Origin of the sequence: Roseofilum acuticapitatum BLCC-M154, assembly GCF_030068475.1 — a bacterium.
Taxonomy (GTDB): Bacteria; Cyanobacteriota; Cyanobacteriia; order Cyanobacteriales; family Desertifilaceae; genus Roseofilum; species Roseofilum acuticapitatum.
Genome location: NZ_JAQOSP010000080.1, coordinates 1 through 25,060, shown reverse-complemented (window position 1 = coordinate 25,060; position 25,060 = coordinate 1). Strand labels below are relative to the sequence as shown.

General features: G+C 44.1%; 26 protein-coding genes and 2 pseudogenes. 12 read left to right on the top strand and 16 right to left on the bottom strand.

Annotated elements, in window-relative coordinates; translation table 11 throughout:
- Positions 1–505 precede the first annotated feature (505 nt).
- The 3 genes and pseudogenes from PMG71_RS24125 to PMG71_RS11530 all read right to left on the bottom strand — a co-directional run.
- Positions 506–1,402 (bottom strand): annotated as a pseudogene (locus PMG71_RS24125) (glycosyltransferase family 2 protein); the annotation flags it as partial.
- A gap of 54 nt (positions 1,403–1,456) precedes the next feature.
- Positions 1,457–2,929, bottom strand: coding sequence for a carotenoid oxygenase family protein (locus tag PMG71_RS11535; protein ID WP_283753834.1), 1,473 nt, complete (start codon positions 2,927–2,929; stop codon positions 1,457–1,459).
- Positions 2,930–3,032: 103 nt separating this feature from the next.
- Positions 3,033–3,320: a DUF2470 domain-containing protein gene (locus PMG71_RS11530; RefSeq protein ID WP_283753833.1), complete on the bottom strand. Its 288-nt coding sequence runs from the start codon at positions 3,318–3,320 to the stop codon at positions 3,033–3,035.
- Positions 3,321–3,446: 126 nt separating this feature from the next.
- Here PMG71_RS11530 and PMG71_RS11525 point away from each other — a divergent pair, with 126 nt between their 5' ends.
- The 3 genes from PMG71_RS11525 (at position 3,447) to PMG71_RS11515 (ending at position 6,177) form a co-directional block, all read left to right on the top strand.
- Positions 3,447–5,369, top strand: coding sequence for a S9 family peptidase (locus PMG71_RS11525; RefSeq protein WP_283753832.1), 1,923 nt, complete (start codon positions 3,447–3,449; stop codon positions 5,367–5,369).
- A gap of 145 nt (positions 5,370–5,514) precedes the next feature.
- Positions 5,515–5,742 (top strand): hypothetical protein, encoded by a 228-nt coding sequence (locus PMG71_RS11520; RefSeq protein ID WP_283753831.1) that lies wholly within the window; start codon positions 5,515–5,517, stop codon positions 5,740–5,742.
- A gap of 27 nt (positions 5,743–5,769) precedes the next feature.
- Positions 5,770–6,177 carry a type II toxin-antitoxin system VapC family toxin gene (locus PMG71_RS11515; protein ID WP_283753830.1) on the top strand — a complete coding sequence of 136 codons (408 nt, stop codon included), beginning with the start codon at positions 5,770–5,772 and terminating at the stop codon, positions 6,175–6,177.
- 97 nt (positions 6,178–6,274) lie between these two features.
- On the opposite strand, the gene PMG71_RS11510 is transcribed toward PMG71_RS11515, so the two are convergent.
- The 5 genes from PMG71_RS11510 to PMG71_RS11490 form a co-directional block, all read right to left on the bottom strand.
- Positions 6,275–6,613 carry a hypothetical protein gene (locus PMG71_RS11510; RefSeq protein WP_283753829.1) on the bottom strand — a complete coding sequence of 113 codons (339 nt, stop codon included), beginning with the start codon at positions 6,611–6,613 and terminating at the stop codon, positions 6,275–6,277.
- Positions 6,614–6,618: 5 nt separating this feature from the next.
- Positions 6,619–6,948, bottom strand: coding sequence for a hypothetical protein (locus PMG71_RS11505; protein ID WP_283753828.1), 330 nt, complete (start codon positions 6,946–6,948; stop codon positions 6,619–6,621).
- Positions 6,949–6,983: 35 nt separating this feature from the next.
- Complete coding sequence (locus PMG71_RS11500) at positions 6,984–7,304, bottom strand: hypothetical protein (RefSeq protein ID WP_283753827.1); 321 nt, start codon at positions 7,302–7,304, stop codon at positions 6,984–6,986.
- An 84-nt stretch (positions 7,305–7,388) separates the two neighbouring features.
- Positions 7,389–8,036: a hypothetical protein gene (locus tag PMG71_RS11495; protein WP_283753826.1), complete on the bottom strand. Its 648-nt coding sequence runs from the start codon at positions 8,034–8,036 to the stop codon at positions 7,389–7,391.
- A gap of 37 nt (positions 8,037–8,073) precedes the next feature.
- Positions 8,074–10,224, bottom strand: coding sequence for an AAA family ATPase (locus PMG71_RS11490; RefSeq protein ID WP_283753825.1), 2,151 nt, complete (start codon positions 10,222–10,224; stop codon positions 8,074–8,076).
- A 172-nt stretch (positions 10,225–10,396) separates the two neighbouring features.
- Between PMG71_RS11490 and PMG71_RS11485 the strand changes: the two genes are divergently transcribed.
- The gene (locus tag PMG71_RS11485) at positions 10,397–10,876 is read left to right on the top strand and encodes a helix-turn-helix domain-containing protein (RefSeq protein WP_283753824.1); all 480 of its coding nucleotides are present in this window, start codon (positions 10,397–10,399) and stop codon (positions 10,874–10,876) included.
- Positions 10,877–11,002: 126 nt separating this feature from the next.
- Here PMG71_RS11485 and PMG71_RS11480 read toward each other — a convergent pair whose 3' ends face one another.
- Complete coding sequence (locus PMG71_RS11480; RefSeq protein ID WP_283753823.1) at positions 11,003–11,455, bottom strand: hypothetical protein; 453 nt, start codon at positions 11,453–11,455, stop codon at positions 11,003–11,005.
- Positions 11,448–12,917 carry a site-2 protease family protein gene (locus PMG71_RS11475; protein WP_347179257.1) on the bottom strand — a complete coding sequence of 490 codons (1,470 nt, stop codon included), beginning with the start codon at positions 12,915–12,917 and terminating at the stop codon, positions 11,448–11,450. Before PMG71_RS11475 ends, PMG71_RS11480 begins: the two co-directional genes overlap by 8 nt.
- Here PMG71_RS11475 and PMG71_RS11470 point away from each other — a divergent pair.
- A complete protein-coding gene (locus PMG71_RS11470; RefSeq protein WP_283753821.1) occupies positions 12,916–13,575 on the top strand; it encodes an MBL fold metallo-hydrolase in 660 nt (219 codons plus the stop codon). The two genes, PMG71_RS11475 and PMG71_RS11470, sit on opposite strands and share 2 nt — an antisense overlap.
- A 78-nt stretch (positions 13,576–13,653) precedes the next feature.
- Positions 13,654–15,555 (top strand): ATP-dependent zinc metalloprotease FtsH, encoded by a 1,902-nt coding sequence (ftsH, locus tag PMG71_RS11465; protein ID WP_283753820.1) that lies wholly within the window; start codon positions 13,654–13,656, stop codon positions 15,553–15,555.
- A gap of 262 nt (positions 15,556–15,817) precedes the next feature.
- On the opposite strand, the gene gifA is transcribed toward ftsH, so the two are convergent.
- Positions 15,818–16,018, bottom strand: coding sequence for a glutamine synthetase inactivation factor IF7A (gene gifA, locus PMG71_RS11460; RefSeq protein ID WP_283753819.1), 201 nt, complete (start codon positions 16,016–16,018; stop codon positions 15,818–15,820).
- Between the two features lie 202 nt (positions 16,019–16,220).
- Here gifA and PMG71_RS11455 point away from each other — a divergent pair, with 202 nt between their 5' ends.
- From PMG71_RS11455 to PMG71_RS11435, 5 genes and pseudogenes are all read left to right on the top strand, one after another.
- Positions 16,221–17,069 (top strand): alpha/beta fold hydrolase, encoded by an 849-nt coding sequence (locus PMG71_RS11455; protein WP_283753818.1) that lies wholly within the window; start codon positions 16,221–16,223, stop codon positions 17,067–17,069.
- A 28-nt stretch (positions 17,070–17,097) separates the two neighbouring features.
- A complete protein-coding gene (locus PMG71_RS11450; protein ID WP_283753817.1) occupies positions 17,098–17,280 on the top strand; it encodes a hypothetical protein in 183 nt (60 codons plus the stop codon).
- Positions 17,270–17,407: pseudogene (locus PMG71_RS11445) on the top strand (type II toxin-antitoxin system PemK/MazF family toxin); the annotation flags it as partial. The gene PMG71_RS11450 and the pseudogene PMG71_RS11445, both read left to right, overlap by 11 nt.
- A 271-nt stretch (positions 17,408–17,678) precedes the next feature.
- Positions 17,679–18,773, top strand: a complete 1,095-nt coding sequence (locus PMG71_RS11440) for an NAD(P)/FAD-dependent oxidoreductase (protein WP_283753815.1) — start codon at positions 17,679–17,681, stop codon at positions 18,771–18,773.
- Between the two features lie 63 nt (positions 18,774–18,836).
- Positions 18,837–19,490 (top strand): Uma2 family endonuclease, encoded by a 654-nt coding sequence (locus tag PMG71_RS11435; protein ID WP_283753814.1) that lies wholly within the window; start codon positions 18,837–18,839, stop codon positions 19,488–19,490.
- A gap of 14 nt (positions 19,491–19,504) precedes the next feature.
- Here the strand turns inward: PMG71_RS11435 and PMG71_RS11430 are convergent, their stop codons facing one another.
- The 5 genes from PMG71_RS11430 to phnD form a co-directional block, all read right to left on the bottom strand.
- The gene (locus PMG71_RS11430; RefSeq protein ID WP_283753813.1) at positions 19,505–20,020 is read right to left on the bottom strand and encodes a DUF4168 domain-containing protein; all 516 of its coding nucleotides are present in this window, start codon (positions 20,018–20,020) and stop codon (positions 19,505–19,507) included.
- Between the two features lie 26 nt (positions 20,021–20,046).
- On the bottom strand, positions 20,047–20,658 hold the full coding sequence (locus PMG71_RS11425; RefSeq protein ID WP_283753812.1) for an alpha/beta hydrolase: 612 nt from the start codon (positions 20,656–20,658) through the stop codon (positions 20,047–20,049).
- A 119-nt stretch (positions 20,659–20,777) separates the two neighbouring features.
- Positions 20,778–21,134: a slr1659 superfamily regulator gene (locus PMG71_RS11420; RefSeq protein WP_283753811.1), complete on the bottom strand. Its 357-nt coding sequence runs from the start codon at positions 21,132–21,134 to the stop codon at positions 20,778–20,780.
- Between the two features lie 139 nt (positions 21,135–21,273).
- Positions 21,274–22,977, bottom strand: coding sequence for a c-type heme family protein (locus PMG71_RS11415; RefSeq protein WP_283753810.1), 1,704 nt, complete (start codon positions 22,975–22,977; stop codon positions 21,274–21,276).
- 3 nt (positions 22,978–22,980) lie between these two features.
- Entirely contained in the window at positions 22,981–24,093 is a 1,113-nt protein-coding gene (gene phnD / locus PMG71_RS11410; protein ID WP_283753809.1) for a phosphonate ABC transporter substrate-binding protein, read from the bottom strand.
- A gap of 57 nt (positions 24,094–24,150) precedes the next feature.
- On the opposite strand from phnD, the gene PMG71_RS11405 reads away from it, so the two are divergent.
- A complete protein-coding gene (locus tag PMG71_RS11405; protein ID WP_283753808.1) occupies positions 24,151–24,768 on the top strand; it encodes a DUF938 domain-containing protein in 618 nt (205 codons plus the stop codon).
- Positions 24,769–25,060: the final 292 nt, after the last annotated feature.

The following is a 25,060-nucleotide window of genomic DNA, read 5'->3' as shown; positions in this document are numbered from 1 at the left end:
CTAAACGGTCTTTGAGAGCATTTAAAAAAATGTTCCAAGCCACTGGAGAAAAGGCGCTTGGAAAAATCAGTAAATAGGCTTGTTTGATTTGCCCTTCTTTTAAGGCTAAAAGACCCCAGTGTAATCTTAAATAGTCTTGAACTTCTGCTAATTCAGGAATAGAGGATCGGTCGTTTTTTTGTAAAAAGCGATAAAATTTTTGCTTGAGATTAACTGATTGTTTGTCATCATATTGAGTGGAATTCAAAGAAAATTTTAAGGGTTTCTCTGAGTCTTCGGCTTGACTCAATAACGGCCAAAACTGAGGCTTCAGAAAGATGGGAAATGCAATTTTAATGGCTAAAATTATTTTCCCCTGCTTCCAAGCTAATTGGCTGGCCCTAATTTTTATTCTGGCTTGTAAGGTTTTAATGTTTTGGTTATTCTGTTTTCCTTCTGTCAAAGAAGAATTGTTAATATTATTAACTAGCTTATTATAGATCGGATGAATACTCAAACGATCGGGATTACGACGATACATTTGGGACTGAATCAACAATTTCCAACTGGAAATGGATAAAAGATTAGGGAGAATCATATAAATAGCTGCTGAAACATTCTTCTGTTTTAGGGCAGCTAATCCCCAATGAATATTGAGATAGGATTCAATTTCTGCCATCCTGGGAATTTCTTGTCGGTGTTTATCGGTAACTAATGGATAAATTTGGCTTTTAATTAAAAGATTGGTTTCTAAGCGTTTAGAAATCGAATTTTTTTTGTTATACGCTCCTGGCCAAACCGTTCGGTAGGCTAAGGTTTGATTAATAAATAAAGCATCTCCAAATTGGGCAACTTTAAGCCAAGAGTTGATGTCATCACAATTAGCATCTAAACTAGAATCCCAGCCTTCAGACTGGATAAAAGAATCCCGTTTACAGGCGACTTGAATGGGGGTTCCAAAGGGCACTAATTCTAGTAGCATTCCATAATGAATATCTTCTTGAGGAATGTAGAAGACTTTTCCGGGGCCAGACCTTCTTGTAACACTTAAGACTTTTTCTTCGAGATCGACTTGGGCTGCTTGACAGGAGCAAATGACAGCTTCAGGATGGAGGGCGATCGCCTGACTCATCTCTTCGATACAATTGGGTGCAAGATAATCATCATCATCAACAAATTTAATCCAATCCCCCGATGCGGCTGCAACTCCAGCATTGACGGTGGCTGAATGACCGCTATTGACTCTATTACGATGATAGATGACTTGCTCTCCTAAGCTTTCGACATAGGTTTGGGTGTCGTCTGGAGAGCAATCATCAGCTATAACCACTTCACAGGGTACAGTTTGATTCAAGGCTGAATCGATCGATCGCTTGAGCAAGGATAAGCGGTTGTATGTGGAAATGACGATGCTAAATTTCATCAGCAATTTTGGGTTTTAAGGACAGCAAAAAGAGCGATCGCCTTGCACCACCGATTAACCGATTCCCAGTTGTTGCTTGGATACCCAACTTCCATGCAATCCATAGGGAATATGATGTTGGAGATGGAGTTGTGCGAGTGGCCCCTTTTCTAGATTTTGTGCATCTAAAATGATGATATCAGAGCGATGTTTTTGGCTTTCGTAAACCACAGAAATCAGCCAGCCTCGATCTTCAACTTCCGAGCCAGGTTTAGGAATAAAGACGGGTTCACTGACAAAACCATGGGGGGCACTACTCCAAAATTGTGTTTCTCCAGACTGGTTATCCCGCTTGAGAATCCCTTGTAAAGGAGCGCTACCCTGATTGGGGTGAGCAGCTCCTAAATAGACATAGCGGTGGCATTTTCCTACCCATTGGGGATGAATTTGGGGAAACTCACAACAGCGGGGTTCTAAGAGTTGGCGATTTCCTCTTCTGTGAGTTAAGTCTAGTCGAAAACGCCATAATTGGCTAGGTGCAAGTTGATTGAAATTGGTGTAACGAAAATCACTGCCTGGCTCGACTTCCGGAAAAGATTCATAGCCGATTGAATCTAGGATAATTTGGTTTTCTTCTTCAAAGGCATTGACATGGTGAAAGACAAAACCAGAGTCAATTTCTATCATTTTTATAGATTCATTCCCTGAACGAGGAATAGCCCAAACTTGGGTCGGATTTTGGCGATCGAAGTCAATACATTCTCCGGGGCCGCGCAAGCCGAATAAGAAGGGAAGGGGATTAAAGGAGACTGGATTTTGCAAAAATAGATAATATTGGGGAGTAATGGCAAAATCATGGATAAAGCAGAATCCGGGAATTTCATGGGTGCTTTGGCGTAGGGGTTTACCCTTGAGGTTTAATTCCCAGATTGTAATTTTACTGTTTAAACCGGGTTGAATGGAGAAGTTGACGAAACAGGGTTGAGAGCGATCGCCACAGGGGTCGATTTTGGGATGAGCTGAGAAGGCTTGACCGGGTTTTAATAGGCCGTCAAGACGGTCTAATCCCAAGGTGTCTAAGGTTTGCGGATCGAGACGGTGGGGTTCTGCTCCTTCCCATAAAGCTAACAGCCGATCGCCCCAATCAATAATATGAGTGTTGGCTAAATTTTTTAGTCGCAGGTTAAAGAGATTGGCCAACCATCCACCGGGTTTTTGAGTGCCAAATACACCCCGATATAAGGGTTTCCCGGCTTTTTGTTCTTCTACATATCCTTGGGTTTGCACATAGCGATTACGATAGTGGGCCCGACCTTGCCGAAAGGCGATCGCGCTAATCATCCCGTCTCCATCAAAAGGGTGGGCGATCGGATATCCACCAATATCTAAGAGTCCGGGGCCATTGCGTAGCAGAGTTCCGTCTAATTCTAGGGGAATCTCCCCTTCAATATCTTCGATCCAATAATCATATTCATGGGGTTGAGATTGATAACCTTGGCTCCACTGGTGCAGATCGTAGGATAAGGATCGGTGAGATTCAAGTTGCATAATGGGAAGTGAGAAAGAAAATGATACAAAACTTTACAAAGTCTATCATTTTGTTCTCAGAATGGGCGATGGAGTGGTCTCGCCTAACCCATCGCCCCAACCCTTAAGCCGAAGACTTTTGCCTGGCTTGTTTGACCATCGCGATTAAGGTTTGGTGAGCATCTTCAGAATCCACCAATTGATGGTCGAAGGCAATCCGTAAGGAAACTGATTGACCTTCGACCTGAGCGGTCAGATCCATGCCATCCGGGTCAATAGCCTCCATCTTAGCGCTATCGGTTAAGGGCATTTGCCCAAAGGTTTTTGCATATAGGGCGATCGCATCAGCATGATCTTCATTCATATGCTTACAAATGCGATCGCTCACTTGAGCCGTAATCACATCAGACATCAGACTAGACTTCCTCTAAACTTCACTCAGATTATAAGAAAGATAGTTAACACCAAGACGGTGCTATTTCCCATTTTCCCATTCCCGATTACCATAAACGGTGCAGACCTTATGACCCTCTCCCCTATGACTGAACCCCAAATGAGTCCCTATGGATCTTGGAGATCTCCCATTACCTCAGACTTAATTGTGGCAGGTGCGATCGCCCTTGGCGGCCCTCGAATCGATGGAGATTACTTATACTGGTCAGAAGGTCGTCCGAGTGAAGGAGGACGTAGCGTCATTGTCCAACGCACTCCAGACGGACAAACCCAGGATATTACCCCCACTTCCTACAATGTGCGAACCAGGGTTCATGAATATGGAGGAGGCGCTTACTTAATAGACGAACGAGTGGTCTATTTTGTGAATTTTTCCGATCAACGGCTCTATCGGCAACCGGTGGGGGAAGACCCCAAACCCTTGACAGGTGAAGGTTCATGCCGTTATGCTGATTTCCGTTTAGACTCGCGCCGCAACGGTTTGATTTCTGTGCAAGAAGACCATAGCGGTGAGGGAGAACCAGTTAACCGCATCGTTAGCATTGACCTAGAAACGGGTAACCCTACTACTCTGACTGAAGGCTATGATTTTTACGCTTGTCCCCGGTTAAGTCCGGATGGTTCCCAACTCTGCTGGATCTGCTGGAATCATCCCAATATGCCTTGGGACGGAACTGAGCTATGGATTGCGCCAGTGAATGAGGATGGTACATTAGGCACAGCAACCTTGGTGGCGGGAAGTACGACGGAATCGATCTTTCAACCCCAATGGTCACCGGATGGGGTATTGTATTTTGTGAGCGATCGCACCAACTGGTGGAATCTCTATCGCTGGAAAGGTAGTGCTGTAGACCCTCTCTTCCCCAAAAACGCAGAGTTTGGCCTTCCTCAATGGGTATTTGGCATGAGTACCTATACGTTTGCTGATGCAGAAACCATCATCTGTATTTATTCGGAAAATGGCAATGATACGCTGGCTAAACTGAACACCCGCAGCAAAACTTTAGAGGTTATTTCCACTCCCTACACGAGTCTGTCTGCTCCCCAAGTGCGCGGAAATCAGATTATCCTCTCAGCAGCATCAGCAACCCAACCGAGTGCCTTAATTCAACTGGATATATCGGGCGACAATCTAGAGATTATTTATAAGTCTAGCCAGCTTGCGATCGATCCCGGTTATCTCTCCGTTCCAGAGTCCATTTCCTTTCCCACAGAAAACGGCTTAACCGCTTATGGGTTCTATTATCCGCCCCAAAATAAGGACTATCAAGCACCAGCAGGGGAAAAACCGCCCTTATTGGTGAAAAGTCATGGAGGCCCCACGGCTGCAACTTCGAGTAGTTTTAATCTTAAGCTGCAATATTGGACAAGTCGCGGCTTTGCTATCTTGGATGTTAATTATGGCGGTAGTACGGGATATGGTCGGGAGTATCGTCAACGGTTAAATGACGCTTGGGGTATTGTGGATGTGGATGACTGCGCCAATGGAGCCAAATATCTGGCCGAGCAGGGTAAGGTAGACGAAAATCGGTTAGCCATCTCTGGGGGAAGCGCGGGAGGCTATACCACCCTGTGCGCTCTAACGTTCCGGGATACGTTTCAGGCGGGAGCGAGTTACTATGGAGTGAGCGATTTAGAAGCTCTAGCCACGGATACCCATAAGTTTGAATCACGCTATTTAGATGGCTTGATTGGGCCGTATCCTGAATGTAAGGAGGTTTATGTTGAGCGATCGCCCATTCATTTTACCGCACAACTCTCCTGTCCCGTCGCCTTCTTCCAGGGACTCGAAGATAAAATCGTGCCCCCCAACCAAGCAGAAATGATGGTTAATGCCTTAAAAGAAAAGGGTTTACCCGTTGCTTATGTTGCCTTTGAAGGAGAGCAACATGGCTTCCGCAAAGCCGAAAATATTAAACGCGCTCTTGATGGGGAATTTTACTTTTATTCCCGCGTTTTTGGCTATGAGGTGGCTGACAAGGGGGGTGAAATTGAGATTATGAATTGATTGGTTTTAGAATCAGAGCTGTAGGGGCGAAAAATTTTTCGCCCCCTCTCCCGTGGGAGAGGGGGTTGGGGGAGAGGGCGATATCTCATGTAATCGAGAAAGGCTATACTACTAACTACAAGATCCAGTCAATTCCAGAAGTGTTATGTCACTACAAGAAGTTAAACAGCAAGTAGTAAAGCTCTCGGTGAGAGAACGTCTATCATTAGTCAGTTTTATCATTGATTCTCTACCCGAATCGAGGAGTTCTACCGCAGAACGCTCTAAGGCAATTGAACAAATGCGAGGCTTGTTAAAAACCGATAAACCTGCACCGACTGATGAGGAAGTGGAGGCGATGCTAGAAGAGAGGCGGATAAATAAGTATCTTTAGGCACAAAAAACTGCGAGGTACTTTTAGGTGGAATTTTTAATCGATACTAATATTGTATTGGATTTTTTATTGCAACGAGAACCATTTTATCAAGATGCAGAACGACTGTTTCAAGCCATTCATGACAATAACATTATAGGATATGTTACTGCCACTACTCTAACCAATATTTTTTATATTGCCAGAAGGCATACAGCAAGTATTGATAAGGCTCAACAGGCTGTTGTTGCCACACTTGACATAATGGCCATTTGTCCAGTTAATCGAGAAACTTTAGAATCAGCATTGACTGTTGGTTGTACTGATTTTGAAGATGCTGTCCAGGTCGCATGTGCCATGGATCAAGGTTTAGATGGAGTTGTAACTCGTGATACAGGTTTTCCAAATATACTGATTCCCATTTTATCTGTCGATGAAGCCTTGAATCAGATTTGACTCAAAGTGTGCCAACAAGAGGCGATCGCTGCGATCGCCTCTTGTTGGTTATAGACACTTCCCAACCAAGCGGAAAGATGGTTACAAGTTTCCCTCGTTATTCCTCCTCCGTCAAGCGACTCAGAAATTCTCTCAGCCATTTTGCCCCAGCTATACTTGCTATCTGACCACCAAATGATACGACAGATGGCATATCTAGTTGTTTGACTTCCGGAGCAGTTTCTGATAAATGAATTTCATCTCTTCTGTACCAAGTTAATGCTGATTGCTGTATATTGCATTTTTCGCAGCGAATTGTGCCATCATTTCCAATCTGAAGAGGATTTTCACATTGGAAATGTAACCATTGGTGCTGTTCTGTCGATTCTGACCCAGGAGGATAGGCCACTAAGTCATGATATTCAACGGTTGTTGGTTGATCTTGATCTGTAGACATCGTGTTTACCAATCCTCTCCCATGTTTTCAAGTAGCTTGATCAGCCATTGTCTTCCAGCAATGCTTGTGACTTGACCTGCTGTGGAAATAGCACTAGCAAAGTGTGCTGGTGTAGTTGCTCTATAATCAGAGTGATAGCCTTCGTGTGCATATCGTGCAACTTTGAGGTGAAAAGCCTCCCCACAACTAGCACACTTCATTTGTGCATCGTCCCCAATCTGAATTTTACCATTACAACCAGGTTTTCCATGATACCATTGGGAAGCCGGTCCCGGTTCCTTGTTATCAGCTAGACAAGCAGGACAGCGGATTATCAAATCATAGTAAGTAGCCATTTCAAGATACCTCATCCTTTAATAAATTAATGAGTCTACCAATCTTCCAAGTTGTGTAAAAGTGTGAGCAGCCAGAGTTTTCCACCAGTATTTACCAGTTGAGCAGCAGTTGTAATAGCAGTAGCGAAGTGATTCGCTCTAGTTTCCCGAAAACTACCTTGATGAGATGCACAAGCATATCGCCAGTTTTTGATGTGAGAGGTATATCCACAAATACTGCATCTATAGCAAGCATTATTGCCAACCTGAAGCCTTCCACCACATCCATCGTGATACCAATAGGAAGGAACGCCCCCAGATAACCCCATATTCATGCAAGCAGGACAGCGAATTCTTAAATCGTAATATGTGGTCATTTGTAAGGGCTATGCTTTCAAAGTTTTTTCAAAAAAATGATTGAAAAACAACCATCCTATAGGTAAAATTATTGAGATTTAGATTTATTCTGTTGTCTTCCAATATTTGGCATCACAAAAACGCTTGAACCAGCGATGTTGTCTTTGCGACTCTGCAATTTCTTTTATACGATCCATTCCATCCACAAATCCACCTCGTTCATGCAGGTGCTGAGAAGCTTCTTGACTTTGATTTGTTGAAAAACTGTCCTGAATTTTATCAGTTTCATGAAGATCTTTTCCTACTTGCTCTACTGTTTCTCGAATATCATGTTCAGAAGTTGGAGTCGATGGTAACTCGGTAAGAGTTGGAAGGGTGAATTTTTCTCCAATAATGCACTGAAGAACTGGTATTGCGTAATCATCTGTGGGGCCTAAAGGCAGTCTTTTACGCCCTGCCATCCAACCAGCAAAGTCCTTCACAAGCCATGGTACAGCTTCTCCACGTACAGGAGAGACTACATATTTGAATGCCTGAATCTGCAATTGTACTTCAAGCTCTACTTCATGGACAGACTCTTGTATATTGCCTTTGTCTTTATGTCGATCTAGACGAGTAGCAACTGCATGGGGACTCTGCTGACCTTCAGTTACTTGTTCCAAACGTTCCAATGCACAAAGTAAACGTTCCCATGTATCGTCAGTTATCTGAAGATTAAACTGAAGTTGCTCTTGTTGTTGTCGTTGATCCATCGTGATATACTCCTCTTTAACTTAATACTTGTTGTCATTATGGCGAACAAATTTTGGTCTTACTCTCTGTTACGATTTGGGCAGCTTTCTTAAAATCATCAAGACTTGCTGTCCCATTTCTCAGAGACATTCTCAGACACTCTTCACAAACATAAATTACCTCTCCACTATTTAAACCTTTCACAGCTTTTACTAAGTCCTTGTACTCTATGTCAGATCTGAAGGAGTTACCCAGTTTAGATCTGATAATCACTTCATAATCCTCCTGGGAAGGAATGGGTATATAAAGGACATGACCGAATACAGAGGGATCGAGCAAAATTTGTGGTAAACCTTCAACCGTTCTGGCTGTAGCAATGACAAAGACATTTTCATACAGCCGATTTCTTCTTATTTCATCAACTAAATCCTCCGCGAACAAAAAGCTTTCTCTTGTTTCTCTAAACTGTGTGGAGAATACTAGGTCTATTTTGTCTAGCAAAATAATGGCTGGTGCTGATAACCTAGCTTTACGAAATATCTCTCCCAGTGTTGGTAGTGAGTTATTAGGGTCTGGATGGATAAAATCCAAGCCTTTTACAGAAATGCACTGAATATTGAGTTTAGCCGCTAGAGCTAAAGCTAAAGATTTCTTTCCTGATTGAGGAGAACCTGCTAAAAGCACTCCTGTCGGTGGTGTTAATCCTATCTCTTTGAGTTGCTCTGGAGTATTAATCGGTGGCTCTATCAGAGTTAAAAGTCTATTTTTAATGCTAGTCAAGCCTAGCAGTTCATCCCATGATTTAGGATCGGACTGACTGGGTAAACCTCTTAAAGTAGTGGGCTGTAACTCTTTGAATGCTTCTGAAAAGTCTTGATTAGTGATACAAACTTCTCCAATTTGAGCATAATTTCCTGTTGGTGCAAGCTCAAACACTCGCCTTAAACAACGAATAGCTGCTTCTCTTGCCAAAGCCGCTAAATCTGCTCCAACATAACCAGAAGTTTTCTTAGCCCAAGATTGGAGATTAATGTCTGGATTTAAATCCATACCTCTAACATATTTTTGCAAAATTTCTAGTCGATCTGATTCCGAAGGCAAGCTAACTTCAATTTCGCGGTCAAATCTGCCAGGCCTGCGTAATGCAGGATCTATAGAATTTGGACGATTAGTAGCTGCAATGATCACCACATTACCTCGATCTGCTAATCCGTCCATCATGGACAAGAGTTGACCAACTAACCGAACTTCAAATTCTGCTGTAAACGAATCTCTCTTACCAGCGAAAGAATCAATTTCGTCAAAGAAAATAATGCTGGGTGCATTCTGGCGAGCTTTTTCAAAAACCTGCCTCAGCTTTCTTTCTCCTTCGCCAGCAAATTTAGACATTAATTCTGGCCCATTGATAGTATGGAAACTTGCTTTTATCTCATTAGCTAAAGAGCGAGCTAGAAGGGTCTTTCCATTACCAGGAGGGCCATAGAGAAGGATACCTCTGGGGGGACTAATGCCCAATTTCACAAAAACTTCTGGGTACTCCATCGGTAGCTGAATTACCTCTCGGAGTAAACCGATCTGCTTTTTCAATCCGCCAACATCGGCAAAGCTAACGGTCGATTTTTTAGCTTTGATAGATATATCCCTAAATTGTATGATTGTTTTGTCGTAACATCTTACGGGTATATCTGATGGTTCTACTTCTAAGACTCGAAAAAGCAATTGATGCGTTACTTGAGCAATTCGTGTTGGTACAATAAATCGGCTATCTTTAGCTAAGATTACGTCCCCTCCTAGGATACGATTTTTGACACATTCTAAATCTTCTTCAGTCTGGATTTTGTCCTTGTTTTCACCAAGTAATTGTACTTCTAAGCTAACTGCATTTTGAATTTCATCTGTTCTCAACGCTCTTAATTGAACCACATCCCCCGGACTGACTAAGCAAGTATCCATCAAAGTTGGCTCTAGTCCGATCGCGCACTGATCGGTGCTAGGATTCTCCAAATGCTCATTTTCTTCATACCAGGCATAGCCATAAGCTATCGTACCGTTAGGAACTGATGTGATTTCCACAAAGACAGGATCGGTATCACAAAGCTGACGCAGCTTGTCCAGCAGAGATTGAGGAAGTAAAGCGATATTCAAGCCACTGTGCTTGGGCTGATACTCAAAAACTTTACACTCTGTTACTTTTGCCATGTTTTCCATGCTTACCCTGTCTTTGGCTGCCTTTGAGCGATCGCCCTGAGAAAAATTCACTTAGACTGAAAATAGACTGGTCGCCACTACCCATGTTAAGCTAGTTACTACTATTCAACGACTAACCGAGACTGTAAGTTTTGGTTAGGATTACACTATCAAGATACCTAAACTCCTTGCAATGTCTACCGATGAGATATTTTCTGAGGCAGCAGATCGTTGGGATCTCGAACGGCTGTACCGAGATTTAGCAGAAGCAAAACGGCAGTGTGTACCTCGTGCTAGAAAGGGATTGACTGAACGGGAAAAGCTGTATTTGCGGGGGTTGCTCTGTGGTTGCAGTCCTAGGGAGATAGCCAAGAAACTGGTTCTCAGTGGCAAGGGAGTCGAAGTCTATGTTTGTAAAACTTTATATCCATACCTCAAACAACTTCCGGATGTACCGAGCCAGAAGATCGAGAACTGGAGAAATATTGATAACTTGCTGGAAGATGCGGGATACAAAAGGCAATCTGAATCTGCTGTAAAATCTAAGACAAATTCTTCTGTACCTATTGAGCCATTGGTCAAAATTGTCAATTTAGGGGTTGAACAACATACCATCTCTATTGATATCAACATCAAGTTAGCCTTGCCTTCAGATGCTGAGGATGAAAAGTGAAGACAGAGGAGAGTATCTAACGAGAAACTCGATCGCCTCTTGAAGATGAATCATCCTAATAAAATGATGTAAAGATTCGAGGATAACCCTTGTGAAGCCAGCCAAGGGAAAACATCCCCATAGAGCTTACCGATTTTTCAATTGATTCAAACGCTCGATCGCATCTCCCAAGGCTGAAGTTAAGTTCTGACGGGTTTGACTGTGTTGCTCTTTCTCCCTTTCCAGGGCTTGGGAGAGAGCGCTAACCGTTTGCAAAAGGCGATCGCGCTCTTGTAAGATCTCCACTAACTTCACCTTCATCTCCTCTGGGGACAAGTTCTCTACCTCCTCTTCCACTGGAGCAATATTCCCAGATAACTGAGCTTTAGGTTGCTGCAAGCTCTGCACCCGACTTTTAAGCTGCTTAATCTTTTCTCCCGTGCGCTGGGTATCATTACGGCGCTGTTGGGCCTCCGTTTCATACAAACGCTGCCAATTAGCTGCACTAGCGTAAGCGCGATCGCACTCCTGTTGCAAATCCCTCATTTGCTCTTGCAATTGACGAATTTGATCTAACCACTGTCGAATATCCTCAGCCATAGAACCATTCAATTAAAGTAGGGGGAGCGGGTAGGACAATCATCACCAGAATGACCAAAGCCAATAATCCCAGGAAATCCCGCCCATTATCCAATTCTGTCACATCATTTAATGCCGGTTCATCGGCGATCGGCATCAGCAACAAAAAGATCGCCCACCAGAGGAACTCTTGATGTAAAAAAGCCAAAATTAACACCAATAAGCGAGAAATTTGACCAATGGCGATCGCCGTTCGTTGACCAAACATCGCATGAACCACATGACCCCCATCCAATTGACCCACGGGAATCAAATTTAGAGCAGTAATCACCAAACCTAAAAATCCAGCCACTGCCACCGGATGCAGATTCAGGGCCATATCCCCCGTTAACTGATTTCCCAGGGCGATTTTACTCAAAATTGCTAACACCACTGTTGCTTTAGGATTGAGGGAATCAAAATTAAACATGCTCGTATTTTCCGAGGCTGCAATGACATCCGAGAGGGACAATCCCCAAAGAAAGATGGGAAGGGTTGCCACCAAACCGGCCAAGGGGCCAGCAATTCCGACATCAAATAAGGCCTTACGATTCGGGATGGGGGAGCGAATTTGGATAAAAGCGCCAAAGGTTCCCAGGAAAAAGGGCACAGGGATAAAATAGGGCAATGTGGCCTTAATTTTGTAACGACGAGCCATAACATAATGGCCTAACTCATGAATCCCCAAAATGGTCATTAAGGCGATCGCATAGGGCAAACCCGGAGCCAGAAGACTAGGATTTTCCAACAGTAAATTGGGGTTAGCTTCCAATTCTGGAGACACCAGATCGGAAAATGCCAGAGTTCCCATCAATGTCGTCGTTAACACTGTCAGCGCCAACAATCCCAAAGCAGTCATCGGTCGAGTCAGGCGAGGTTGGGGGGTTTTCGCTTCAAACTGGGGATTGGGAATCAAGATAAAAAACGGCTTACCCTCGAAACTCTCTTGAAACACAATCAAAAAGCGATCGCCAAACTGAGCCTCAATTTTCTCCCGCACCGTCTGATAGGCCACCTCCGAAGAAGTCCGCAACTGACCGCGACAAATGACTACCTGGCCCTTAAACTCCGTCTCATGAAGCGCATAGGCAGACCAAGGAAAACACTGTTGTAATTGTTTCTGTTGTTCTACGGTTAAACTAGACGTAGAAGTAACTCTAGACTGCTCTTGACCTTCATCTGTAGCAGGATCGGGCGGTGAAGACCGTCCCGCCTGAATCAGATATAAATATAACAAAGAAGAAATGAGGAACAAGGCAATCATCAGCCCCAAAGGTGGCGGTTGATCCTCTCCTTGAATCAAAATCCACAGCGTCCAGGCCAGAGCTGGAGTCATCATCACCAACCACAACATCCAAACGGGAGTCGTTGTGCTGCTGGCCACACCACGCTGCACAATGAAATAAGTGATTAGTCCAAGTAACAGTAGAAATAACAAAATCATGGCATCTTTAAATCATGCAAATCCCAAGGAGCAAAGCCAGTCTCCGAAATCACCCAAGGTAATTCTAGAAAACCGATTCGCCTTTCCCCCCAATCGAGAGACCTTGGGAGCAACCTCTTATTTTATTGTAGGCAACTGTGCCAATATCCTCATTGATTGTCCTGCTTGGAATCAGACCAACCAAGACTTCTTACAAAACCAAGGAGGAGTACAGTTTCTATTTTTGACTCATCGGGGGGCGATCGCCAAAGTTCGTGAAATTCAACAAACCTTTAACTGTGAAGTCATCATCCAAGAACAAGAGGCTTATCTGTTACCCAACTTGAGTGTAACCCCATTCCACCACGAATTAACCTTTTCTGAGGAACAAATGCGAGCCTTATGGACTCCAGGCCATTCTCCCGGATCGTCATGTCTCTACGATCCTTCCCTAGGGGGAATCTTGTTTACGGGTCGCCATCTGCTCCCCAATAGCCAAGGTTATCCCACTCCCCTACGCACGAGCAAAACCTTCCACTGGAAGCGACAACTGGCCAGCGTCCAACGGTTGCGCGAGATTTTTAAAGATCAACCCTTAGAGTATATCTGTCCGGGAGCCAATACGGGCTTACTCCGGGGTCAAGGGGTGATTCGGGGATGGGGGGATGGAGAGAAATGACCCATAACCCATAACCCAGTTAAACTGAAAGTATCCATTTAATTATTCTTGGGCGATCGCACCACCCGATCTGACGCTATGAACAGTTCTCAATTCAAAACCATGGCTCAAACCTTCAAACGTAAAGGAATGTCTCTGGGCGCTACCTTAGCCCTGAGTAGTTCCCTGTTGTTCACCTGGAGTCTCTTAAATCGTCCCGTCCAGGCTCAGTCCCAGCCCCTCAGTTATACTCAATTGTTGGACAAAATTGAAGCGGGAGAAGTGGAGCATGTGGACATTGACCCCACTAAAAACCGCGCCCAAGTCAAGTTAGAGGGATCGGAGAGCCAGCAAAATGTGGTGATTTTTGAGCGCAACCCCGAATTGATTGAAGCCCTGAAAGCCAATAAAGTGAGCTTTGGGGAACAGGCCAGCGCTGATAATCGGATGGTGGTTAGTAGTGTGGCCAATTTGTTGTTAATCCTGTTGGTGGTGATTGGGTTAATGATGATTATTAAGCGCTCTTCCCAGTCGGCCGGTAATGCGTTGAATTTTGGCAAATCTAAGGCCAAGTTCCAGATGGAGGCCAAAACTGGGGTGGTGTTTAATGATGTGGCTGGAGTGGAGGAAGCCAAAGAAGAGTTGCAAGAGGTGGTCACCTTCTTGAAGCAACCGGAGCGGTTTACGGCGATTGGGGCGAAAATTCCTAGGGGGGTGTTATTAGTGGGGCCTCCGGGAACCGGGAAAACCCTGATGGCGAAGGCGATCGCCGGTGAAGCGGGTGTTCCTTTCTTCAGCATCTCCGGTTCCGAGTTTGTGGAGATGTTTGTCGGAGTCGGCGCTTCGCGGGTTCGGGATTTGTTTAAGAAAGCGAAGGAAAATGCTCCCTGTTTAGTCTTTATCGATGAAATTGATGCCGTGGGCCGTCAACGGGGTGCGGGTATTGGCGGGGGGAATGATGAACGGGAGCAAACCCTGAACCAATTGTTGACGGAAATGGACGGGTTTGAAGGTAACAGTGGCGTGATTGTAATTGCCGCGACTAACCGCCCGGATGTGCTGGATCAGGCCTTGTTGCGTCCCGGTCGTTTTGACCGTCAGGTAACGGTGGATTTACCCACCTATAAGGGCCGGTTGGGGATTCTAGAGGTTCATGCTCGCAATAAGAAGGTGTCGGCGGATGTGTCTTTAGAGGCGATCGCCCAACGCACCCCTGGTTTTTCTGGTGCAGATTTGGCTAACCTGCTCAATGAAGCGGCTATTCTCACCGCTAGACGGCGCAAGGAAGCCATCACTCCTCTAGAAATTAATGATGCGATCGATCGCATCACCATCGGCCTCACCCTAAATCCCCTGCTCGACAGCAAGAAAAAGCGCCTCATTGCCTACCATGAAACCGGCCATGCTCTCTTAATGACCCTGCTCAAAAAAGCCGATCCCCTGAACAAAGTCACCATCATTCCCCGTTCCGGAGGCATTGGCGGCTTTGCCCAACAAGTCTTCAATGAAGATATCATCGACAGTGGACTCTACAGCCGCGCTTGGTTACTCAATCAAATTACTATCTTGCTCGGTGGACGAGCGGCTGAAGAAGAAGTATTTGGTTATGCCGAAGTCACCAAAGGAGCCAGTGGCGATATCGAAAGTGTGGCTAAACTCGCTAGGGAAATGGTCACCCGTTATGGCATGTCTGATTTGGGGCCTCTAGCCCTCGAAAGTGGCAATAGTGAGGTCTTTTTAGGCCGAGATTTAATGACTCGTTCCGAATATTCGGAAGAAGTCGCCACCCAAATCGATCGCCAAGTGCGGGAAATTGCTGTCCGTTGTCATGAACAGGCTCGGAAATTGCTCCGAGAACATCGTCCCTTAATGGATCAACTGGTGGATATTTTATTAGACCAAGAAACCATCGAGGGCGATCAATTCCGCAAAATTGTCACCGATTACCAGAAAAATCAACCCAGCTCACCGGTTGATTTGGTGAAAGCGGGCAGCGCTTAGATTGTTGCGATCAAAACCGGGTTTCTCATATCAAGTTCGGTTCATGGGAAAAGAGAAGCGGTTCATGGGAAAAGAGAAGCGGGTAATGGGAAAAGAGAAGCGGGTAATGGGAAAAGAGAAGCGGGTAATGGGAAAAGAGAAGCGGGCAAGATGCCCGCACTCTTGGCATCCCATAAAACGAAGGACGCTTCTGATTCAGAAACGTCCTACCGATATTATTCAAATACAAAGGGTTTATTTAAGTTTCTCATCCCTTTGGGATCTAGCTCATGGATGAACCACTGCGGTCATAAGCTTCACTAACTCCGCCAACGGGTTTGCCTTGAATGTTATTCCAGTAGTCGCCGGTTGTGTCTAGTCCTACTTCAGCAGCAGAGCGGTTGAGCATGGACTGTTGACGGTTTTTTACGAGGTGATGATGGCGGTGCATTAAAGCGCGGGCTTGATCGTTAGTAGATAACATAATTTTTCTCCAGTTGTTTTATTAAGTGGTTTTTTCCTTACATTTTTAACTATATCAGATAATTTTGTAGTCAACGCTACAAAATGACGATTTTTAACAAAATTTAACAATTGGACTCAGGAAGGATGGGCTATTCAGGGAGACAAAAACCACGGTATGCTAACTCCGTGCCAGTACAATGAAATGGAGCCAAGCAACAAGCGTGTCTATAGAGGAGAAGCAAATTAAAGTCGGTTCCCTAGAGTGGTTTTATCGCCAAGCGCAACCGATGCAAGCTACTGATAAACCCCCGGTTCTCTTGCTCCATGGGTTACTCTCCCAAGGCTATAGTTGGCGGGAGGTGATGCCGTCTTTGGCGGAACAAGGGTTTTGGGCGATCGCCCCCGACTGGATCGGTGCGGGGAAATCATCACAACCAGAAAAGCGGGACTTTGCCTATACTCCAGAAGCCTTTGCTCAAGCTTTAGGTGACCTCATCGATAGTCTAGAATTGGAGCAAGTTTCCCTGGTGCTGCAAGGCTACACCAGTGTTCCCGGACTGCTTTATGCTCTGGAAAATGGCGATCGCATCCATCGCCTCAGCCTGATTAACATGCCCCTAAGTCCCCAGGACAAACTCCCCTGGAAAATCCAGCAATTTACTCTACCCCTAGCCGGGGAAATGATGACCCAAGATCCCCTCATTGTCGATCGCACCCTGGAAGGAGGATCGCCCTATCAAGTCGATGACAAAGACCTTAATGTTTATCGTCGTCCCTTCCTGGAAAGTTCGGCCGCTGGACGCGCTCTACTGGCAACCTTGCGAAATCTGAACCTAAAATCGAGTTTAGCCACAATTAGCAGCACCCTCCCCCAATGGTCAAAACCCTTGCAAGTCATTTGGGGAGAAAACGATCCCTGGTTATTACAGTCGAGCGCAAAAGAGGCAATTTCTAAGGTCTCCCAAGCCGAATTTATTGCCTTAGAAGAAGTGGGTCATTATGCCCAAGAAGACTGGCCGGAAAAAGTCTGCGAGGCTCTGATTCCCTTTCTAAGACGACAAAGTGTATAGATTGCTACTTTATATTCGTTGAGTGATTATGGCCACTCAGAACATGACTCAAGAACAAATCAAATCTATGATTCTACAATTACCGGTAGAAGAAATTAATCAACTGATTGAGGAAATTAGAGAAGCTCTGGAAGCCAAAGAATTCATGCAACTGGCTGAAACCGGTTTCCCAGAATGGAACGATCCAGAGGAAGAGATTTATGAATCCTAAAATTCATGAAATCTGGTTAGTGGCTTTTCCTTTTAGTAATCTCGCTAGTTATAAGCTCAGACCGGCATTAGTCGTTGCTATTCACCGGCAAGAAGCTATTATTTTAGGAATCTTCTCAAAAACGCCTGATGTTGTACAACTCATTTAGACTAGCTATAGAGTGAAGCGGAATGAAGCAATCTCTACAATATCCAAATCTCAGGGATTGCTTCTGTGCGATCGCAATGACAACTGTTTAGCTGGATTTGATATGATATCAAGTCCGGTTTCCGCAAGCGGACATGAAAATTTGTTAAGAAGCGGGCAAGATGCCCGCACTCCTCGAATTCTTTGATATGACTGGAGTGGGAGCGTCTCGCTCCCTGGATTTTTAATTAGGGTATTTAAGCGAACTTGATATGACGCAAATCCTCATTATTGGAGCGGGTGTAATTGGGGCAACGATCGCCTATGAACTCTCCTCTGTTGCAGAAGTTGAAATTACCGTCATCGATCGCACCCCTGGAGTGCAAGGCTGTACTAGCGCCGCCTTGGGAGTGCTGATGGGATGCATTAGCCAGAAAACTAAGGGTAGAGCCTGGCAAATGCGACAGACCAGTATTCGCCGCTATGATACCTTAATCCCCGAACTAGAAGCCCTCTGTGAGCGGGAAATTCCCTATAACCGCCAAGGGATTTTGATGCTCTGTAGCGATGAAAAACAGTGGCAGCAAAAACAGAAATTAGCCGAAACTCGCCAAAAACAAGGATGGGATCTGCAATTATGGAGTCGAGAAACCCTACAAGAACGGTGTCCCCATTTGATGGTTGAGGGTTGTCTGGGAGCGGTGTATTCTCCCCAAGATCGCCAGGTTCACCCCCAAATTTTAACCGAATGTTTGATTCAGGCGGCTCAACTTCGGGGGGTGCGGTTTGAGTTTGGGGAAGAGGTGGTTAATCTGGTGGCGGAGGATGATGGGGGTTATACTGTGCAAACGGCATCTCAGGCATGGCAAGGCGATCGCGTGATTATTGCTGCGGGTTTAGGCAGTCCATTTCTCGCCCAATATTTGCAGAGTCCTCTAGATATTCGCCCAGTTTTGGGTCAGGCGATCGCCTATGAAGGGGAAATTTTAGGCGATCCGGAGTTTCAACCCGTGATTACCTCTGGTGATGTGCATCTCGTTCCGTTAGAAGCAGGTCGCTATTGGGTGGGGGCTACGGTGGAATTTCCGGACGAAGAAGGTGAGGTGATGGCAGATGAGCAGTTGCTTAATGGGGTGATTGAAGCGGCGATCGGCTTTTGTCCCGGTCTCCAACATTTAAATATTACCCAGCAATGGTCAGGTTTACGCCCCCGTCCCCACAACCAACCCGCGCCCATTATTCGTCAACTTCCCGGTCATGAGCAAGTATGGCTTGCTACTGGACATTATCGTAATGGCGTACTACTCGCTCCCGCAACTGCCCAGATTCTTATTCCATTTCTCCAACCTCAAGGAGTGAAGCTATAATCAACCTAATCGTACTTGCAGGTTATACCATTTTTAATTTTTAATTTTTAATTTTTAATTGATATGACGACTCTATTGCAATTAACCACAGAAATCCCGTTAAATACTTGGCTATCTGCTCCCTGGGATGTGTTTGTACAACAGGCTGATTCCCCAGAATCAGACAAGCTCAAAAGTTATTATTATCAGGGAAGGATGAGATTTGAAACCATGGCTACTGGCTCCGATCATTCTAACGATCATGCTTTAATTTTGTTTGCTCTTTCCTTTTTTGCGGCTCATCAGCGCATACCAATGACAGCAAAAGATAATTGTTCCTATCGTCGATCAGGAGTATCTGAGTTTCAGCCGGATGCGTCTTATTATATTGGGGAAAATGCAGATGTCATTCCTTGGGGAACGAGGGTGATTGATGTAGAGATGTACCCTTTACCGAGTTTGGCGATTGAAATCTCGGATACCTCTCTAGGGGACGATTTGGGAGCAAAACGATTGCAATATGAGGAGTTAGGAATTCCCGAATATTGGATTGTGAATGTGCAAGAGCAGGAAATTATCGCGTTTGCGATCGCCCCCGATGGCAGTTCTCGACGCATCCGCGAGTCGCAAGTATTACCGGGATTGCGGTTAGAGATCCTAGAGCAAGCTTTAGTGCGATCGCGTCAAGAAAATCAGTCAGCTACCACCGCTTGGTTAATGCAACAGTTTCAAGCTTAAATTCCAGCTTAAATTTACAGGCCTAAGTCTGGAGTTTCCGGTGGGGGTGTTTCTGATGGAGAAGCCTCCGGTGCTGTCATCTCTGGGTTCATTACTTGCGCTAACAGGGCTTGATCGATTTGAGCTTTCAGTTGAGCATCAGTATTTAAATTACGGGTAATATCATTAAAGCGCGTAGGAGTAAAGCCATATTTAGCATTAATCTCCTTAGATTGAGTACAATAATTAACTATCACTTCCGTCACTTCCGAAGATAAACCTGCCAGACTTTGGGGATCGTTACAAATAATAATCGGCGCGACACCACTATCAATTAAGGTTTGCACTTGGCCAAGGGCCACTTCGCGAATCGGTTCAATTTCTAGAATCACTCTAGCATAATTTTGCACTTCTTCCGGAGTCAGCGTCACCGGTTCCACAGGAGCAGGAGAAGCACCCATCTCCTCTGGAGAAGAGCCACAACCCGTAAAAGAGACAGCTAAAGCGGCGATCGCCCCCCAACTCCAGATTCTTTGTCTTACATTCACCATCCGTAACTTCCCCTTAATTTCCTAAACTATCCCAACAAATCAAGCAACACTTGGCGCACCCGCTCCAACTCTTCAGGAATAATTTGATGGGCCATATCAAACTCTTCATAGGTTACCGCAATTCCTTTATTTTGTAACTCCTCACAGGCATTTTTTCCTTTAGCCAGGGGAACCACCGGATCAAAACGACCATGAAAAATAAACACCGGAGGTTGACAAGAAAATTTAACCTCTGAATGTAAATAACCACTCATGCAAATTAACCCCGCTAAGGGTAAAGAAAACCCCACTTGCAACGTCATTGCTCCCCCTTGCGAAAATCCAGCTAAAACCATTTTTTCTAAAGGAACTCCGGTGGCTTCTGATACCCCTTCTAAAAACCCTTTGAGCTGCTGATAAGAAGCTTCAAGTTGTTGAGGATTAGGAAAATTTAAGTCATACCACATCAGTCCTCCCGGAACTTGCGGATGGGGAAAAGGCGCATTAGGAAAAATAAAATGATAATCCGGTAAATTCAGCACTTCAGCTAACGGGTATAAATCTGGGGCATTTGCTCCCCAACCATGGAGAAAAATGACTACACCCTGGGGGGATGGACTAGAGGACGGAAATTCAAGATAATCGAGGGAGTCAACCATAAACATTAGTAATAAATTAAACAAACAAGATAGATAATAGACCGATTGGGTAGAATGTAGTGAAACCCAACAACAAAAGTCAATTTTTGTGTTTTATCCTCCTTTTCTTACCCCTGATACTATTCAATCGCCAAAACCAAATTTGGCATAAACTTCTGTAAATTTCTCAAAGACTTACTTTGCCAGGCAATATCTTTCGAGCCTAACACCTTTAGCTGAATATCTATCTTATTTTTTCGGATATTAGAAACAAATTTAGAAAGGACTCGAATTCCAGAACTATTAAGAAATTCCAGCTTCTGAAGATCTAAGGTTAAATCCCCTGATTGGGAACTGACTACATTTTCAAGAAAGTCAGTGATAGGACTGTACTCCGAAGGATCTCTGAGACTTAGTTTACCTTCAAAGTATACTGTAGTTAATGAGGAATCATATTGAATACAGTAATCATCCTCTCGTATTTCTGTAATCGTCATTGTTCCTCTTGCAATATGACATCAAAATTCCTCTAATCCTCGATTATAGCACTAAAAAAAATAATCAGCAACTATCCGCAATCGCGATTCACTTTTCTGTTGTTACCATAACCTCCCTATAAATTACAAGTAGCCGGACTCAGTTCTGTTCCTTCCTCTTAATCACCAAAAGGGTAATATCATCCACTAAATTTTGATGGTCAACAAACTCATAAAAATCATTCAATATCGCTTGTTTAATCTCTTCAACACTTAAACTCCAATAGCGATGAATGACATCACATAAACGATCTATTCCATAAGGTTGTTGTTGACTATTTGTTGTTTCCGTAATCCCATCCGTATATAAAACCATCCCATCTCCAGGGTTTAACTCAAGAGAGACTTGATCTAAAAACGGCATAATTTCTTCATCAAAAGCAATGGGAATACCCAAATCAACCGTACTCACCTGCTCAATTTCTCCAGATGCACGAACCACAATAATATCCTCATGTTGTCCAGTAATTTGTAGTGTTCCCTGCTCATAATTCAAAATTGATAAGGTTAAATCTCGATCCGCTTCCATCCTCTGCACATTATCATATAGCGTCCGATTGAGGATATCAACAAACTTAATCAAATCCTGTTCACCACTTTCTTTCAGGGTCCGAATCGCCGTTTGTGTCATCACCATTAAAATCCCACTCTCTAAGCCATGACCGGTTACATCTCCAATGCCAATAGTCACCCCTCCTTCCGTTTCCAAAATATCATAATAATCACCGCCAATCTCTTCTGCTGGCTGCATAAATCCAGAAATATCTAAATCTTTTATTTTCGATAACTCCGAAGCTTTTGGTAAAATCATTGCCTGCATTTTTTGGAGTATTTCCAACTCCGAACTCATCCGAGAGTTTTCCGCACTTAGTTTATGATTTAGAGTTTTAATTTGGTCATTCGCTTCAGTTAACTGTGCAGTCCTTTCTCGCACTTTATCTTCAAGTTGGGTATAGAGAATATAGAGACCTTCAGACATACGATTAAATGACCGAACCATCAGACCAATTTCATCTTTAGTACGGTCATAAAGGGTTAACTTAGAAGTCGGGTTAGCTGCGGTTTGACTCATCACTCCAGAAATCCGGGTTAAACGATGAGCAACCAATTGGCCAAACCCAAAGTAAATCACCATAGTGGCTACTATAGTTAATAGGGCAAAAGTTATCCATAGATTATTCAAAGTAGAAGCAAAATTAGCTCGCAAATCAGCAATGGGAACATAAATCATTAAAGCTCCGACAATATCGCCCACTTTCCAGCCAAAACCATTGATAGATCCATAGCGTTGAATAACAGGTTTAGGTGCAATCTTTGGATCTCCGTGGCATCGCAAACAACTCGCAAAAACTTGAACTGGACTGGCTGAATAGAACCGTTCTTCATGATCTAATGTTATGTAACCGGTTAATTTTTCTAGCTGAGAATTTTGACGAAATTTTTCAATAATGCTGACTTCAAATTCATTAGCAGTATCTATAGGATTGGTTGGGTTAATGGTGGCCGGTTTGTAAGTATACTCAGGTAAGGCTAAATTGAACTCCTCAACCACTTCACGAGTAGCAAAATTAGCAGATAACACCTCAATGGGTAGATTATCCGTTATTTGCTCTACCGCAGGTCGTAGGGAGTGGGTCATATAGTCTTGGGTGGCTTGCGTAAAATGCAGCACCAGTTCAGTCCGGTTTTGGGCTTCTTTTTCCAAAACCTGAGTTTGTAGTTGATTGATATACCAAGCGCCAGTGGCCATGACAACCACTAAACACACTAGAGTAACCAGGATAAATTTGACACGAATAGACATGGTTTACTGAAGTTCTTTAAGTCGTTCTTGCAATGCTTCTAGTTTAGTCGCTTTTTCCTCTGTACTGAGGGTATCATCCTGTTTAACCGTTTCAATCTCTCTAGCTACTTCCAATTCTCGAATCACATTCCAAGTACGATCTGTGGCTGGATCGAATCCTGACCATATCAAAGGTTCCAAGATTTCTGGGTCAGTCAATTTATAGAAAAAGTCCTGAATTTCGGTTTTCAGACAATCGGGTAAATCTCGACGATAGGCTAGGGGATCTCCAGGAATAACGGGAGAAGTCCAAATGACTTGAATCTGTTCATACGCTTCTGGATTCGATTGTTGTAGGCGCTGTAGGGCTTCACTATTATTCGTTGCCACATCGACTTCTTGATTGGCAACTGCTAAAGCCGTATCTTCATGGGAGCCTAAAAAGGATACTGATTGAAAGATATCTTGGGGTTCAAGATTATTTTGAATGAATAGATAATAGGTAGGAACGAGAAAACCGGATGTAGATTGACGGTCATTAAACGCAAAGTTCAAATTCTCTGAATTTTGTAAAAAAACTTGATCTCCATTGCTTTTTTCGAGGTCTATTTGCTCCAACAATGAATTATTCTTATGCATAATTAAATGGGCATAATACCCTAAATAACCTTGACTGCTGACGGTTTGGGCAAAGGCTTCTGCTTGGGATTTTTCTACGGCTTCAATATAGGATTTTCCGCCATACCAAGCGATTTGAATTTCGTTTTCTGCCATGCCACTAATGAGGTTATTGTAGTCTCCGTAGAAGGGTAAAACTGGGCGGGCGATCGCCTCTTGCATTTTTTCTAATAAGGGAGTCCATATTGCGTCTAAATTCTCTTCTGATTCAGCCGCTAAAATTCCAAATTTGATCTCAGTTATTTCTGGGGCGCAAGCTTCACCTGATTGAAGGGTTGTATTTTCAGCTTCTGTGGCGGTTGTTTCTGAATCGGATGCTGAGTTGCAACTAATTAACAGAGGGGTGGAAATCAGGGCAGCCAAAATTAAGGAAAAAAAGGATTTTTTTTTAGGTAAACCATAATCAGGATTGTCAGGTGAGATTTTGCATACTGTGGCACAGGTAAAAGGGATTGTCAATATTAGTCAGGTAATCTTAAAATAAAAATTACCTGAAGTTAACTCAATTCTGAATCTATGACTGCTAATTTACGACAATATGCCCCCGCAACTCAACGGAACCGAGAACCGATCTTAGAGATTTTACAACGGGTATTGCCCCCTACAGGAACAGTTTTAGAAGTGGCTAGTGGAACGGGGGAACATGCGGTGTTTTTTGCCCCTTGCTTACAACCGAGATCTTGGTTACCTTCAGACTGCAATCCCCAGTCTCTAGAGAGTATTAAGGCTTGGCAAGGGGACGATCCTTGTGATTTTTTGTATCCTCCGATTGGTTTAGATGCCGAAAATATACCTTGGGATTTAAAGGGTTATGAAGCAGAGATTGCGGCGATCGTTTGTATTAATATGATTCATATTTCTCCTTGGGCGGTGTGTTTGGGGTTGATGGCTGGCGCTGAACAGGTTTTACCTTCTGAAGGGATTTTATATTTATATGGACCCTATAAACAAAATGGGGAACATACGGCTGCGAGTAATGAAGCTTTCGATCGCTCTCTACGCGCTTCTAATCCGCTTTGGGGTGTGCGGAATTTAGAGGATGTGATTGAGGTTGCTAAGAGTCACGATTTACGTCATTTAGAGACGATAGAAATGCCAGCTAATAATCTTTCGGTTGTGTTTCAGAAAGGTTGATTTTTGGGGTCAGATGGGTAGTGCCGTGATAACCCTAAAATGGTGGGTTATATCAAGTCCGGTTTCCGCAAGCGGACATGAAAATTTGTTAAGAAGCGGGCAAGATGCCCGCACTCCTCAAATCCCTTGAGATGACTGGAGTGGGAGCATCTTGCTCCCTGGATTTTTAATTAGGGTATTTCCGCTTCGCGGACATGAATAAGCGAACTTGATATTACGGCGGATTGATAGATTGCTTTCACAGTCTAGGTTTTAGCCGCCTAACCCACCCTACGCTAATGCCCTATTTTAG